13 protein-coding genes are annotated in these 13,734 nt (G+C 74.0%); 9 read left to right on the plus strand and 4 right to left on the minus strand.

From position 1 onward, the window contains the following. Positions 1-66: 66 nt before the first annotated feature. Positions 67-1,380 (minus strand): AI-2E family transporter, encoded by a 1,314-nt coding sequence (locus tag O2W18_RS09105; RefSeq protein WP_269187214.1) that lies wholly within the window; start codon positions 1,378-1,380, stop codon positions 67-69. A gap of 114 nt (positions 1,381-1,494) precedes the next feature. On the opposite strand from O2W18_RS09105, the gene O2W18_RS09110 reads away from it, so the two are divergent. The 3 genes from O2W18_RS09110 to O2W18_RS09120 all read left to right on the plus strand — a co-directional run bounded on the left by O2W18_RS09110 (position 1,495) and on the right by O2W18_RS09120 (position 3,162). After that, positions 1,495-1,959: a PPOX class F420-dependent oxidoreductase gene (locus O2W18_RS09110; protein ID WP_269187215.1), complete on the plus strand. Its 465-nt coding sequence runs from the start codon at positions 1,495-1,497 to the stop codon at positions 1,957-1,959. Positions 1,960-2,038: 79 nt separating this feature from the next. Continuing rightward, positions 2,039-2,623: a hypothetical protein gene (locus O2W18_RS09115; RefSeq protein ID WP_269187216.1), complete on the plus strand. Its 585-nt coding sequence runs from the start codon at positions 2,039-2,041 to the stop codon at positions 2,621-2,623. Continuing rightward, entirely contained in the window at positions 2,620-3,162 is a 543-nt protein-coding gene (locus O2W18_RS09120; RefSeq protein WP_269187217.1) for a hypothetical protein, read from the plus strand. Before O2W18_RS09115 ends, O2W18_RS09120 begins: the two co-directional genes overlap by 4 nt. Before the next feature lie 36 nt (positions 3,163-3,198). Here O2W18_RS09120 and O2W18_RS09125 read toward each other — a convergent pair whose 3' ends face one another. Beyond that, a complete protein-coding gene (locus O2W18_RS09125) occupies positions 3,199-4,743 on the minus strand; it encodes a helix-turn-helix domain-containing protein (protein WP_269187218.1) in 1,545 nt (514 codons plus the stop codon). A 74-nt stretch (positions 4,744-4,817) separates the two neighbouring features. Here O2W18_RS09125 and O2W18_RS09130 point away from each other — a divergent pair, with 74 nt between their 5' ends. From O2W18_RS09130 to O2W18_RS09145, 4 genes are all read left to right on the plus strand, one after another. Continuing rightward, on the plus strand, positions 4,818-5,030 hold the full coding sequence (locus O2W18_RS09130; protein WP_269187219.1) for a hypothetical protein: 213 nt from the start codon (positions 4,818-4,820) through the stop codon (positions 5,028-5,030). A gap of 87 nt (positions 5,031-5,117) precedes the next feature. Continuing rightward, positions 5,118-5,723 (plus strand): hypothetical protein, encoded by a 606-nt coding sequence (locus O2W18_RS09135; protein ID WP_269187220.1) that lies wholly within the window; start codon positions 5,118-5,120, stop codon positions 5,721-5,723. A gap of 43 nt (positions 5,724-5,766) precedes the next feature. Then, the gene (locus O2W18_RS09140) at positions 5,767-6,519 is read left to right on the plus strand and encodes a dienelactone hydrolase family protein (RefSeq protein ID WP_269187221.1); all 753 of its coding nucleotides are present in this window, start codon (positions 5,767-5,769) and stop codon (positions 6,517-6,519) included. A gap of 43 nt (positions 6,520-6,562) precedes the next feature. Further along, complete coding sequence (locus O2W18_RS09145; protein ID WP_269187222.1) at positions 6,563-6,979, plus strand: ankyrin repeat domain-containing protein; 417 nt, start codon at positions 6,563-6,565, stop codon at positions 6,977-6,979. A gap of 15 nt (positions 6,980-6,994) precedes the next feature. Here the strand turns inward: O2W18_RS09145 and O2W18_RS09150 are convergent, their stop codons facing one another. Continuing rightward, positions 6,995-7,504 carry a MarR family winged helix-turn-helix transcriptional regulator gene (locus tag O2W18_RS09150; RefSeq protein WP_269187223.1) on the minus strand — a complete coding sequence of 170 codons (510 nt, stop codon included), beginning with the start codon at positions 7,502-7,504 and terminating at the stop codon, positions 6,995-6,997. A 118-nt stretch (positions 7,505-7,622) separates the two neighbouring features. Between O2W18_RS09150 and O2W18_RS09155 the strand changes: the two genes are divergently transcribed. Further along, positions 7,623-10,748, plus strand: coding sequence for an efflux RND transporter permease subunit (locus O2W18_RS09155; protein WP_269187224.1), 3,126 nt, complete (start codon positions 7,623-7,625; stop codon positions 10,746-10,748). A gap of 64 nt (positions 10,749-10,812) precedes the next feature. Here O2W18_RS09155 and O2W18_RS09160 read toward each other — a convergent pair whose 3' ends face one another. Then, positions 10,813-12,246 carry an MFS transporter gene (locus tag O2W18_RS09160; RefSeq protein WP_269187225.1) on the minus strand — a complete coding sequence of 478 codons (1,434 nt, stop codon included), beginning with the start codon at positions 12,244-12,246 and terminating at the stop codon, positions 10,813-10,815. 121 nt (positions 12,247-12,367) lie between these two features. On the opposite strand from O2W18_RS09160, the gene O2W18_RS09165 reads away from it, so the two are divergent. After that, complete coding sequence (locus tag O2W18_RS09165; RefSeq protein ID WP_269187226.1) at positions 12,368-13,690, plus strand: alpha-amylase family glycosyl hydrolase; 1,323 nt, start codon at positions 12,368-12,370, stop codon at positions 13,688-13,690. Positions 13,691-13,734 lie beyond the last annotated feature (44 nt).

The following is a 13,734-nucleotide window of genomic DNA, read 5'->3' on the forward strand; positions in this document are numbered from 1 at the left end:
GCACGTGGTCACCAGCCCCGCGAGCGGCCGGTGCATTCCCATCGTCCCCCCGCCGGGGATGCGCGGTCAGCTGTCAGCGGCCGAGTCGGCCGGCTCGCGCACCAGATGGGTCCCGGACGAGTCGTGGGTCAGCTGCCCCCGGGTGCCGTCGTCGTCGACCTCGGGGTTGTTGCCGTCGAGCACGTCACGGCCGTAGCGGTAGGCGACCGCGATCAGCGCGGCGACCGGCACCGCCAGGAACGCCCCGATGATCCCGGCCAGGCTGGCCCCGGCGGTGACCGCCAGGACCACCACGGCAGCGTGCAGGTTGAGCCCACGGCCCTGCAGGATCGGCTGGAGGATGTTGCCCTCGATCTGCTGCACCACGATGATCAGGCCCAGCACGATCAGCGCGGTGGTCAGGCCACTGTCGACCAGGGCGATGAGGACGGCGAAGCCCCCTGCGACGAAGGCACCGATGATCGGGATGAACGCGCCGAAGAAGGTGAGCACGGCCAGCGGCAGCACCAGCGGCACGCCCAGGACGAGCAGCCCGATGCCGATGAACAGCGCGTCGAAGAAGCCGACGAGGGCCTGCTGGCGGATGAACTCCGACAGGGTGCGCCAGGTCTTCAGCGACAGGGCGGCGACGTGCGGTGCAGCCTGCGGGCCGGTCTGGGCGGCCAGCCACGGCACCCACCTCGGGCCGTCCTTGAGGTAGAAGAAGGTCAGCAGCAGCGCCAGCACGAGGTTGATCAGCAGGCCGCCGATCGTGGTCGCGGTCGTGACGGCGTACCCGGCGATGTTCTGGGCGTTGCTCTGCACCGAGTCGACGATGGAGTCGGTGGCGTTCTCGACCTGCTGGGCGTCGATGTTGAACGGCGGCCCGGCCAGGTAGTCCTGCACCTGTTCCAGACCCTCGGTCACGCCGTCGGCGACCTCCTCGACCTGGCCGACCACCTGCGGCGCGATGACCGCGATGATCCCGCCGAACAGGGCCAGGAAGACCAGCAGGACCGTCAGCGAGGCCAGCGCCGGCGGCCAGGAGTGGTTGCGCAGGAAGCGGGTGGCCGGCCACAGCACGGTGGTGAACAGCAGCCCGAGGACGACGGGGAGCAGGACGACCCACAGCTCACCGATGACCCGCCCGATGATGAGCAGGGCGACGACGATGAGGATCAGCTCGCCCGAGACGATCGCCACCCGGCGGCTCGCGGCCTGCAGGCGCCGGGCGCGCTCGGGTCCGGGGATCGGCGCCCGCGTGGTGCCGACCTCGTTCTCGTCGGTCTCGGGGCTCGCCCCGTGCTCGCTCTCGGTGGTGGCCCGGCTCGCGCCGGTCCCCCCGCCGTGCTCGTCGTCGGGGGTCTCGGCGCCGGGGGCTGGGCGGCGTTCATCGGGCATGGCCTGATCCCAGCACACTCGGCGGGGTCCCACCGAACGGCTCGACGTGATCCTGTGCGGAGGCGGGCCGGCGTCGGGGCGCGGACCGTCGGAGGTACGTCGTAGGTTCCCGGCATGCCGAAGACCGCCACCGCCGACCGGGTGGACCGCGACGAACTGCTCGCCTTCCTGCGCCCCCGGCACAAGGCCCTCCTGCTCACCCGTCGCAGCGAGGGGAGCCCGCAGCTGTCCCCGGTGACCTGCGGCGTCGACGACCAGGGGCGGGTGGTGGTCTCCACCTACCCGCAGCGGGCCAAGGCGGTCAACGCCCGGCGCGACCCCCGGGTCTCGCTCTGCGTGCTCTCCGACGACTTCGACGGGCCCTGGGTCCAGGTCGACGGCCAGGCCGAGGTGCTCGACCTGCCGGAGGCGCTCGACCCGCTGGTCGACTACTTCCGGTCGATCAGCGGTGAGCACCCCGACTGGGACGAGTACCGGGCGGCGATGCAGCGCCAGGGCAAGGCGCTGCTGCGGGTCACCATCGAGCGGTGGGGGCCGGTGGCCACCGGGGGCTTCCCGCCGGCTCCGGACGGTTCCTGACCCGGCGCTGTCGACCGCCGCGCCGCGCCGACAAGGTCAGGAGCTTGCTTCTAGCCAAGCAAGCTGGTGGACTTGCTCCATGCCCTTCGTGCTCACGGTCGACCAGCGGGACAGTCGCCGCACCCCGGACCGGGTGCCGGAGGTGCTGAGTGCACTCGCTGACGTGCCCACGGTGCTCCGCTTCGAGCGCACCGCCGGTGACGAGTTCCAGGGCCTGCTCGACGACCCGGCGGTGGTGGTCGACGTCGTCCGCCGGTTGGTGCGGGACGGGGGGTGGAGCCTCGGGATCGGGGCGGGCCCGGTGCACACGCCGCTGCCGGGCAGCACCCGGGCGGGGGCCGGTCCGGCGTTCGTCGCCGCCCGGGCCGCCGTGGAGGCGGCCAAGCGTCGCCCCGTGCGGCTCGCCGTGCGGGGGGCGGCGCCCGAGTCGGCTGCTGATGCGCAGGCGGTGCTGAGCGCGCTCGCCGTGCTGGTCGAGCGGCGCAGCGACCAGGCATGGGAGGCGATCGAGCTGGTCGAGGCCGGACGCACCCAGGCCCAGGCGGCCACCGAGCTGGGGGTGACCCGGCAGGCGGTGGGGCAGCGGCTGGGCGCCGGCCTGTGGGACGTCGAGCGGGACCTGCACCCGACGGCGGCACGTCTGCTGGCCCGGGCGGCGGGATGAGCGCAGTGGGCGGTGGCATGGGCATCGCTGCACTCGTGTGCCTCGGCGTCCTGGCCGTGGCCGGAGGCGCACTGACCCCGCAGACCGACCGGCGGGGCAGCCGGTTCGGCGGGCTGCTGCTGGTGCTGCTGCTGGGCGCCGCGGCCGCGCTCGCCTGGCGGGCGGGTCGGGTCGGCGACGGGGCGGCGATCGGCGGGGTGCTGCTGGCGGTCGCCTCGGCCGCGTTGGGCGGGGGGCCGGTGGCCACCGCCGTGCTCCGGGCGGCCGACCCCGACCGGGTGCCCGGGCGGCGTCGCGCCTCGGACCCGGAGGTGCTGCGGGGCGGCGCCTGGATCGGCGTGCTCGAGCGCACCGCCATCGCCGTCACCGTGCTGGCCGGGTTCGCCGAGGGGCTCGCCGTGCTGATCGCGGTGAAGGGGCTGGGCCGGTTCAACGAGCTGAAGGCCCCGGTCGCGTCCGAGCGGTTCATCATCGGCACCCTGGCCAGCGGCCTCTGGGCCCTCGGCTGCGTCGGCGTCGCCGTCCTCCTCCGCACCTGACCTCTCCCACCGAGATGGCCATCTCGGTGGAGGGGGTCAGTCGTGGAAGACCTCGATCCGGGCGCCCATCTCGACCAGCCGCTCGTAGAGCTGCTCGTAGCCGCGGGCGATGATGTCCACGTTCCGCAGCACCGAGTCGCCCTTGGCCGCCAGCATCGCCAGCAGGATGCAGACCGCCGGGCGCAGCGCGGGCGGGCAGACGATCTCCGCCGCCGACCAGCGCGTCGGCCCCTCCACCAGCACTCGGTGCGGGTCGAGGAGGCGCACGTCGGCGCCCAGCCGGGTCAGGTCGGAGAGGTGGATCGCCCGGTTGTCGTACACCCAGTCGTGGATCAACGTGCTGCCGGTGGCGGTCGCGGCGATCACCGCGAAGAAGGGCAGGTTGTCGATGTTGAGCCCCGGGAAGGGCATCGGGTGCACCTTGTCGATGGGCGCCCGCAGCTGGGAGGGGTGGAGGGTGATGTCGACGAGCCGGGTCCGCCCGTTGTCGGCCGGGTACTCCGGGGACAGGTCGAACTGCAGCCCCATCTCGGCGAGGATCGCCAGTTCGATCTCCAGGAACTCGATCGGCGCCCGGCGCACGGTCAGCTCCGAGCTGGTCACGATCCCGGCGGTCAGCAGGCTCATCGCCTCCACCGGGTCCTCCGAGAGCGGGTAGTCGACGTCGGCGTCGAGCACGGGCTTGCCGGTCACCACCAGGGTCGTCGTCCCGAAGCCCTCGATCCGCACGCCGAGCAGCTCCAGGTACAGGCAGAGGTCCTGGACCATGTAGTTCGGGCTGGCGTTGCGGATCGTCGTCGTCCCGTCGTGCCGGGCGGCGGCCAGCAGCGCGTTCTCCGTCACCGTGTCGCCGCGCTCGGTCAGCACGATCGTCCGGTCCCGGGCCACCGGCGGGGCCACGGTCGCCCGGTACTCCCCGGCGTGCGCCTCGACCTCCAGTCCGAAGGGGCGCAACGCGATCATGTGCGGCTCGACGGTCCGGGTGCCCAGGTCGCAGCCGCCGGCGTAGGGGAGCCGGAAGTCCTCGGCCCGGTGCAGCAGCGGCCCCAGGAACATGATGATGCTGCGGGTGCGACGGGCCGCGTCGGCGTCGATGGCGGAGAGGTCGAGCTGCTCGGGGACGACGAGGGTGAGGTCCCGGCCGGTGGCGTCCCAGGTGGCGGAGACACCGATCGAGGTCAGCACGTCCAGGATCCGGTCGACCTCGACGATGCGGGAGACGTTGCGCAACGTCGTCCGGCCGCGGTTGAGCAGCGCGGCGCACAGCAGCGCCACCGCTGCGTTCTTCGACGACTTCACCGTGACGCTGCCCGACAGCGGAGTGCCCCCGCTGACCCGCAGGTGCGTGGGGCCGCTGCGGCCGACGGTGATCAGCTCGCTGTCCAGCGCGGCCGACAACCGGCCCAGCAGCTCCAGCGTGAGGTTCTGGTTGCCCTGTTCGATCCGGGCGATCGCGCTCTGGCTGGTGCCCAGGCGCTCGCCCAGTTGCTGCTGCGTGAGTCCGTGGTGTCGCCGGGCGTCCCGGACGAGCGCACCGATCTGGCGCAGGGACTGGGTCGTCGTCTCCTCGGTCAGCGTCATCGCGGGCCAAGGTATCTCACAGATGAGATCCGGCCGATCGAGGTGCGGAGCTGTCCGGTCGGTCAGGATGGGTCATGGTCTTCTGGATGGCGGTCGGCGTCGTGGTGACCCTCCTGCTCGGGGTGGCCTGGTGGATGGACCACTCGGCCCGCCGGCGCGGATCCCGCTCGCTGCACCACTCCGACGTCTGGCGCGAGGTCCGGGAGGGCCGGCGGGACGCCGAGGTCGTCAGCCCCTTCATCCGGGACAACTCGTGGACCAGCTGGAACCGGCGGAACCGTCGCTGAGCCCTCACCAGGGCCCCGGGTGTCGAACGGGTGGTCACCGGACATGATGGGGAGGCCGGAAACGGCCCTGCCTGCGAGGAGAACCCCGTGAACCAGACCCCGGCGCCGACCGGTTCCGTGTCCCACCCAGAGCTGCTGGCCGTCTACGTCAACGACCACCTCGCTGCGGCCGCCGGTGGCATCGAGCTGGTGTCCCGGATGATCGGGGTGCACCGTGGGACGGAGCGCGAGCAGCCCCTCCGCCAGCTCCTCGACGAGCTCCGTGAGGAGAAGGCCGCGATCACCGGGGTCGCGCAGGCGCTCGGCTTCCCGGTGCGCCAGTACAAGCAGGTGGCCACCTGGATCGCGGAGAAGGCGAGCCGGGCCAAGCTGAACGGTCATCTGCTCACCCGGTCCCCGTCCAGTGAGCTGGTCGAGTTCGAGTTCCTCGCCTCCGCGGTGCGGGGCAAGCGGAGCGGCTTCGAGACGTTGCGGATCGCGGCCACCGTGGACAGCCGGATCGACGCGGACCTGCTGGACCGGCTGATCCGACAGGCCAACCGCCAGCACGACTGGGTCACCGAGGTGCGCCGGGACGTCGCGGCGAGCGTCTTCGGGGGCGACCCGAGCGCACCGGACCGTGCCGCCGACGGCGGGAACGGGGACGGCGGTGGCGGCGACGCCGGCGGCGGGGCCACGGACGACCAAGGCTGAGCTCCCGCTGCGCGGGGGCGGGGGCAGCGGTAGACACGTCGGCATGTGCCACGACCACGACAGCCGCCCGCCTGCGCCGCCCACCGTCGGGGCGGTCGCCGAGCGGGGCACCCTCACGCTGACCGCCGCCGACGGCACCCGGTTCTCCGCCGCCTACGCCGCGCCGGCCACCGCGCCGCGCGCCGGGGTGGTCCTGCTGCCCGACATCCGCGGCCTGCACCCGTACTACGTCGCCCTGGCCGAGCGGTTCGCCGAGGCGGGGCTGGCGGCGGTCGCCGTGGACTGGTTCGGCCGCACCGCGGGGATCGCCGAGAACGGCACCCGCGAGGAGGACTTCGACTGGCAGACGCACATCCCGCAGACCACGCCGGCCGGTGTGGACGCGGACACCGCCGCCGGGATCGAGTACCTGCGCAGCCGCACCGACCCGACGCTGCCGGTGGTCACCGTCGGCTTCTGCTTCGGGGGCAGCCACGCCTGGCGGCAGTCGGCCGGGGACCTGGACCTGGCCGGGAGTGCGGGCTTCTACGGCCGGCCGAGCCTGGTGGGCGAGGCTGCGGACGGTGCCCGGAAGCCGGTCGTCATGATCATCGCCGGGGCCGACAGCGCCACCCCGGTGGCGGAGCAGCGGCAGCTGGCCGCCCGGATGCGCGCGGCCGGGGCCGACGTCGACGAGGTCGTCTACGAGGGCGCGCCGCACTCCTTCTTCGACCGGTCCTTCGACGAGTGGGCCGAGGCATGTCAGGACGCCTGGCGGCACGTGCTCGCCCTCACCGATCGGGTGAGCCGCTCCTGAACGGCCGGCCGGGTCACGCCGCCGGGCTCCTACGCTCGGTGGCGTGACCGAGCCGCAGCCTCCTCAGCAGCCCATCGACCCAGGCGTCATCGCGCTCGCCGCGAAGGTCTTCGACCTGGCGCGGGAGGGTGACACCGAGCAGCTGGTGGCCTACCTCGACGCCGGGGTGCCGGCCAACCTCACCAACGACAAGGGCGACACGCTGCTCATCCTCTCCGCCTACCAGGGCCGGGCGTCGACGGTCGCCGCACTGCTGGAGCGCGGGGCGGACCACACCCGGGTGAACGACCGGGGGCAGACGGCGCTGGCCGCCGCCGTCTTCAAGCAGTCGGCCGAGACGGTGCGCCTCCTGCTGGCCGCCGGCGCCGACCCGGACCACGGACAGCCCAGTGCCCGGGCGACGGCGCAGTTCTTCGACCTGCCGGAGATGACCGCCCTGCTGGAGCGCCCCACCGCCTGACCGCCGCGCGGGCGATCAGCTCTCGTCGTCCTGCTCGCGCAGGGCCCGCAGGACGCCGGAGAGACCCCCGTGCAGGGCGGCGAGCTCGGCCGGGTCCAGGGCCTGCAGCACGGCTGCGTCGGTCTCCACGTCCGAGGCCATCAGCCGCCGCACCACCCGGACCCCGGCCCGGGTGGGGGTGAGCACCCGGCCCCGGCCGTCCCGGCTGTCCGGGGTCCGGTCGACCATGCCGGCGCGGACCAGCCGGTCGACCAGGCCGGTGATGGTGGCCGGGCTCACCTCCAGCAGCTCGCTGAGGTGCTGCGGGGTCATCGACTCCTCGATCACCAGGAAGGTCAGCCCGCGCAGCTGCTGGAGGGTGAGCGGGGTGTCCAGCAGCGGCCCGAGGCGGCGGCGCATGCTGTAGTCGCCGATCTGGGCGCCGAGGCACAGCACCGCCAGGACCTCGGCGGGGAGGTCGCGCCAGCCCTCGGGCCAGTCGTCGGGCACGTCCTCGGAGTCGGGCACGCGGGGCTCGGTGGTCATCGTCGCCTCCTCCAGAGGGGTCGCCGGCGTGGACGAGTAGTTTGCTCGAAGCTAACTACTCGGGGCAAGCTGAGCGGGAAGTCCACTCCCGACACCGGCCCCGGCCGTGGAGGAACGCGTGTCCCGTCTCGCCGTCCTGTCCCTGCGCAACCGAGCCCTGGTGGCGCTGGCCACCATCGCGGTGCTCGTGTTCGGGCTGGTCTCGGCCGGCTCGCTGAAGCAGGAGCTGATCCCCAGCCTGCAGATCCCGGCGGCCGCCGTCGTCGCCGCCCAGCCGGGCGCATCGCCCGACGTGGTGGAGCGCCAGGTCGTGCTGCCACTCGAGCAGGCGATCAGCACCGTGGACGGCGTGGTCGCCACGACCTCCACGGCCAGCACCGGGTTGGGCACGGTCACCGTCGAGCTGGAGTACGGGTCCGACCTCGACCGCGCCACCGCCGCGCTGCAGACCGCGGTCAGCCGGGTGCAGGCCCAGCTCCCCGCCGACGTCGAGCCGCAGGTGCTCGCCGGGTCACTGGCCGACCTCCCCGTCGTGCAGCTGGCGATCGCCGCGCCGGGCGACGCCGCCGCCCTGTCCGACCGCATCGAGGCAGCCGTCGTCCCGCTGTTCGAGCAGGTGGAGGGGGTCCGCGACGTGACGGTCACCGGGGCCAGCGAGCCCCGGGTGCAGGTCACGCTGGACCCGGCCGCGCTCGCGGCGGCCGGGATCCCGGCCGCCGCGGTCACCACCGTGCTGGAGGAGAACGGCGTGGTGCTGCCCGCCGGCACGGTGACCGAGGGGCAGCAGACCCTCTCGGTGCAGGCCGGTGACCGGCTCACCTCGGTCGAGGAGCTCCGCGCCGTCCCGCTGACCGGCGCCGACGGTGCCGTCGTCCCGCTGGGCGAGGTCGCCACGGTCGAGCTGGGCGAGGCGCCGGCGACGTCCTACTCGCGGGTCGACGGCCAGCCCGCGCTCTCCGTCGGGCTCACCCAGACCCCGGACGGCAACACCGTCGACATCTCGAACTCCGTGGCCGACCTGCTGCCGCAGGTGCGGGATCTGCTGGGTGCGGGCAGCACGGTCGCCGTGGTGTTCGACCAGGCGCCGTTCATCGAGGAGTCGATCGAGGGCCTGGCCACCGAGGGCGGGCTGGGGCTGCTGTTCGCCCTCGTCGTGATCCTGGTCTTCCTGGGCTCCGTGCGCTCCACGCTGATCTCGGCGATCTCGATCCCGGTGTCCCTGTGCGTCACCTTCATCGGCCTGCAGGTGGCCGGCTTCTCGTTGAACATCCTCACCCTGGGCGCGCTGACCGTCTCGATCGGCCGCGTGGTCGACGACTCGATCGTGGTCATCGAGAACATCAAGCGGCACCTGTCCTACGGCGAGGGGCGCACCAGGGCGATCCTCGGCGGGGTCCGCGAGGTGGCCGGGGCGATCACCTCCTCGACCATCGCCACCGCCGCGGTCTTCCTGCCGATCGCGCTGGTGGGGGGCCTGGTCGGTGAGCTCTTCCGGCCGTTCGCGCTCACCGTCGCGATCGCCCTCCTCGCCTCCCTGGTCGTCTCGCTGACCATCGTCCCGGTCATCGCCTCGGCGTTCCTCAAGGCGCCGGAGACCGACCGCGAGGAGACCGCCGAGCTGGCCCGGGAGCGGGAGGCGGCCGAGGCGGCGGAACGGCGTACCTGGTTGCAGCGGTTGTACGTCCCGGCGCTGCGCGGCGTGCTGGCGCACCGCCGCTGGACCGTCGCCGGTGCGCTGGCCGTCTTCGTCGGCACCCTGGCGCTCACCCCGCTGCTGCAGACCAACTTCATCGGCGACGCCGGCGAGGACACCGTCACCGTGACCGCCGCCTACCCGGCCGGCACCAGCCTGGCCGCGCAGGACGAGCGGGCCCGCGTGCTGGAGGAGGCGCTGGGTGAGCTGGCCGGGGTGGAGACCGTGCAGACCACGGTGGGCTCGGCCGGCGGGTTCGCCGCGTTCAACGGGGGCGGCGGCACACCCACGGCGACGTTCTCGCTGACCCTGGCCGAGGACGGCGACCCCGAGGAGACCCGTGCGGAGATCCGGACGGTCGCCGGGGACCTCGCCGACGTCGGTGACGTGACGGTGGCGGCGGCCGGGTCCGGGTTCGGCAGCTCCACGGTGGACGTGCTGGTCCAGGCGGCCGACGCCGACGTGCTGGCCGACGCCGCCGACCAGGTGCAGCAGGCCGTGGCGGAGGTCCCCGGGGCCACCGACGTGACCAACGACCTGTCGGCCGGGCTGCCGGTCGTACGGGTCGACGTCGACCCGGTAGCGGCGGCCCAGGTCGGGCTGACCCAGGCGCAGGTGACCCGCACCCTGGCCGGGCTGACCAACGCCGTCCCGCTGGGGGAAATCGACGTCGACGACGCGACCACGCCGGTCTACCTGGACCCGGGGCAGGCCCCGGAGACGGTCGAGCAGCTCCGCGCGGTCGTGCTGCCGACGGCCGGGGGCCTGGTGCCGCTGACCCAGCTGGCGACCGTCGAGGAGGCCCAGGCACCGAGCTCGATCACCCGGGTCGACGGCGAGCGCAGCGCGACCGTGTCAGCGACCCCGGCCGACGCCGACCTCGGCGCGCTGACCACCGCGCTGCAGGCGGCGATCGACGACCTGGAGCTGCCGGCCGGTGCCGAGGTGTCGATCGGCGGTGTCGCCGCCGATCAGGGCGAGGCCTTCGCCGACCTGGGCCTGGCGCTGGTGATCGCGGTGGTGATCGTCTACCTGGTGATGGTGGCGACCTTCCGCAGCCTTGCCCAGCCGTTCATCCTGCTCGTCTCCGTGCCGTTCGCCGCGACCGGTGCGCTGCTGATGCTGCTGGTCACGGGCACCCCGCTGGGCGTGCCCGCGCTGATCGGCGTCCTCATGCTGATCGGCATCGTGGTGACGAACGCGATCGTGCTGATCGACCTGGTCAACCAGTACCGCGAGCGCAGCCGCCCGCTGGCCGAGGCGGTCAGCGAGGGGTCCCGCCAGCGGCTGCGGCCGATCGTGATGACGGCGGCGGCCACGGTGCTGGCGTTGACCCCGATGGCGTTCGGGCTCACCGGCGGCGGGGTGTTCATCTCCCAGCCGCTGGCCCTGGTCGTGATCGGCGGGCTGATCAGCTCCACGGTGCTGACCCTGCTGCTGGTGCCGGTGCTCTACACCTCGCTGGAGACCCGCCGCGAGCGGCGGGCGGCGAAGCGGGCAGGTGCCGGGCAGCCGGAGCCGGCGGTCGAGGAGGAGCTGCAGCCGGCCTGACGCCGAGTGCGCCGTTCCGGTCGCCCGACGCGGCGTGTCCACGCGTGTCGGCGACCGGAACTGCTCACTCGGTCGCGGAGGCGGCGGGGAGGGGCGCGGGCACCGGGTCGGCAGCGCGGGCCCGGTCGGGCAGGAAGGCGGTCAGTACCGCCAGGGCGAGGCACGCGCCGCAGCCGATCGCGGCCAGGGCGGTGTAGCCGCTGGACGGCGGGAAGTCGGCGCCAGCCGGGGTCAGCGCCTCCAGCACGGTGGCGCTGAGCGCGCTACCGAGGGCGAACCCGACGTAGCGCAGCACCTGGTTCAGGCTCATCGCACTGCCGGTCTCCCCGGCCGGCACGGCGCCGACGATGAGCCCGGGCAGCGCCGCGAAGGTGAGGCCCACGCCGAACCCGGCGACCGCCATCGCGACGAACAGCTGCCACAGCTCCTCGCGCACCAGGCCGAACAGCACCGTGCCCAGCAGCAGGACGAGGGCGCCGGCCGGCAGGACCACCCGCGGCCCGGCGGCGCGGTCCAGCGGCCGGCCGACCCGGCTGGCCAGGAAGCTGGCGACGGAGAACGGCAGCAGGATCAGCCCGGCCACCACGATCGAGGTGCCGAAGCCGTAGCCGGTGGACTCCGGGGTCTGCGCCAGCCGGGGCACCGAGGACAGCAGCAGGTAGTTGGCCAGGCCGACGAGCAGGGCGGCGCCGTGCGCGGTCGCCGGGACCCGGCCGCGGGCCAGCCGCAGGTCGACCAGCGGGGCCTGCGCGCGCAGCTGCCACACCACCCAGGCGACCAGGGCGAGGACGGCGACGGCGGCCAGCCCGAGCACCGAGGGCGAGGTCCAGCCCCAGGTGCCGGCCTCGCCGAGGGCCAGCAGCCCGGTGGACAGCGCGATCCCGAGCAGCACCGCGCCGGCGACGTCCAGCCGGCGGGGCGGCACGTCGGGCGAGGGCGGGTACACCAGCGCCGCGGCGGCCAGCGCCAGCACGCTGGCGCCGGCGCCGAACCAGAAGGCGGCGTGCACCCCGCCGAACTGGGCGATCGCCCCGGTCAGCGGGTATCCCAGACCGACACCGGCGGCGACGGTCACCGACAGCGCCGCGACCGTGGTCCGGGACCGCTCCCCGGTCAGGGCGGTGCGGGCGGTGGCGATCGCGAGCGGGGTCAGCCCCAGGCCGACCCCCTGGAGCCCGCGGCCGGCGATCAGCCAGCCCAGGCCCAGCGGCAGCGCGGCGAGCACGTTGCCCAGCAGTACCACGGTGAGGACGACGAGCACCACCGTGCGCCGGTGCCGGCCGTCGCCGAGCCGCCCGATCACCGGCGTGGCCACGGCGCCGACCACGAGGGTGACGGTGAGCGACCACTGCGCGCTGGTGATCGAGACGTCGTTGGCCGCGGCGATCGCCGGGACCAGCGGCGCACCCAGGCTGCTGATGACCGCGACGAGCATGGCGAGGTAGATCAGCACCGGCACGAGGGCCGGCCGGGCCGGCGACGCGGGAGGGGCGCTCACCCCGGCGACGGTAGTTGCAGTCTGCACACGGGTGGGGTGCCCCTTCCGCCCAGCGGCGTACCGGTGCCGGCCGCTGGGTAGCGTCGCCGGTGCTGGTGGAGGTCGACGACGAAGGAGCGGGATGCCGGACTGGGTGCAGGACGCGGTGTGGTGGCACGTCTACCCCTTGGGCTTCGTGGGGGCGGAGCGGGAGTCGACCGACGTCGTGACGCACCGGCTGGACCGGCTCACCGCCTGGCTGGACTACGCGGTCGAGCTGGGCGCCAACGGGCTGGCCCTGGGCCCGGTGTTCGCCTCCAGCACGCACGGCTACGACACCGTCGACCACGGTCGGATCGACCCGCGGCTCGGTGATGACGCGGACTTCGACGAACTGGTGGCGGCCGCCCACGAGCGTGGCCTGCGGGTGCTGCTCGACGGGGTGTTCAACCACGTCGGCCGCGAGCACCCGGCGTTCCAGGCGGTCGTCGACCGGGGGCCCGACGCGCCCTCGGCGGCCTGGTTCCGGCTGCGCTGGCCGGACGGCTGGCAGCCCGGCGTCGTCCCGGAGTACGACACCTTCGAGGGCCACGGCCAGCTGGTCGCGCTCGACCACTCCGCCCCCGTGGTCGCCGACTGGGTGACCGAGGTGATGACGCACTGGCTGGACCGCGGCGCCGACGGCTGGCGACTGGACGCGGCCTACGCCGTCCCGTCCTCGTTCTGGGCGACCGTGCTGCCCCGGGTGCGCGAGCAGCACCCCGACGCCTACCTGGTCGGTGAGGTCATCCACGGCGACTACGCGCAGGTGGTGCGCGAGTCGACGATGGACGCGGTCACCCAGTACGAGCTGTGGAAGGCGATCTGGAGCTCGCTCAACGACGGCAACCTGCACGAGCTGGCGCACGCCCTCGGCCGGCACGACGGGTTCCTGGACACGTTCGTGCCGCTGACCTTCGTCGGCAACCACGACGTCACCCGGATCGCCAGCCGGCTCGACGACGTCCGGCACCTGCCCCATGCACTGGCGGTGCTGTTCACCGTGGGCGGCACGCCGTCGGTCTACGCCGGCGACGAGCAGGCCTTCACCGGGGTCAAGGAGGACCGGGCCGGCGGGGACGACGCCGTCCGGCCGTCCTTCCCCGACTCGCAGGAGGAGCTGGCGCCCTTCGGCGAGCCCACCCGCCGGCTGCACCAGGAGCTGATCGGACTGCGCCGGCGGCACCGCTGGCTGCACACGGCCCGGGTCACGCCCCTGCACCGGGACAACCGGCAGCTCAGCTACGCCGTGACCGGCGACGGGCAGCGGCTGGTGGTGGCGCTGAACCTGGCCGACGGCGAGGCGACGCTGCCGGCCGGCGGGGCGGGGGAGCTGCTGGCCGGAGCAGGCGCCGTGCGGCAGCCGGGCACCGACCGGGCGGCCGTCTCGCTGCCCGCGCACGGGTGGGCCATCCTGACCGGGTGAGCAAGTGCACAGCCCGGTTCGGGAAGGGTGGCGGGTGGGACGGC

Origin of the sequence: Modestobacter sp. VKM Ac-2983, assembly GCF_026967885.1 — a bacterium.
Classification (GTDB): domain Bacteria; phylum Actinomycetota; class Actinomycetes; order Mycobacteriales; family Geodermatophilaceae; genus Modestobacter.

What these genes read in the sequence shown, in the direction of transcription:
- O2W18_RS09105 (WP_269187214.1), bottom strand. Translation starts at nt 1,380, where the DNA reads ATGCCCGATGAACGCCGCCCAGCCCCCGGCGCCGAGACCCCCGACGAC.
- O2W18_RS09110 (WP_269187215.1), top strand. Translation starts at nt 1,495, where the DNA reads ATGCCGAAGACCGCCACCGCCGACCGGGTGGACCGCGACGAACTGCTC.
- O2W18_RS09115 (WP_269187216.1), top strand. Translation starts at nt 2,039, where the DNA reads ATGCCCTTCGTGCTCACGGTCGACCAGCGGGACAGTCGCCGCACCCCG.
- O2W18_RS09120 (WP_269187217.1), top strand. Translation starts at nt 2,620, where the DNA reads ATGAGCGCAGTGGGCGGTGGCATGGGCATCGCTGCACTCGTGTGCCTC.
- O2W18_RS09125 (WP_269187218.1), bottom strand. Translation starts at nt 4,743, where the DNA reads ATGACGCTGACCGAGGAGACGACGACCCAGTCCCTGCGCCAGATCGGT.
- O2W18_RS09130 (WP_269187219.1), top strand. Translation starts at nt 4,818, where the DNA reads ATGGTCTTCTGGATGGCGGTCGGCGTCGTGGTGACCCTCCTGCTCGGG.
- O2W18_RS09140 (WP_269187221.1), top strand. Translation starts at nt 5,767, where the DNA reads ATGTGCCACGACCACGACAGCCGCCCGCCTGCGCCGCCCACCGTCGGG.
- O2W18_RS09150 (WP_269187223.1), bottom strand. Translation starts at nt 7,504, where the DNA reads ATGACCACCGAGCCCCGCGTGCCCGACTCCGAGGACGTGCCCGACGAC.
- O2W18_RS09165 (WP_269187226.1), top strand. Translation starts at nt 12,368, where the DNA reads ATGCCGGACTGGGTGCAGGACGCGGTGTGGTGGCACGTCTACCCCTTG.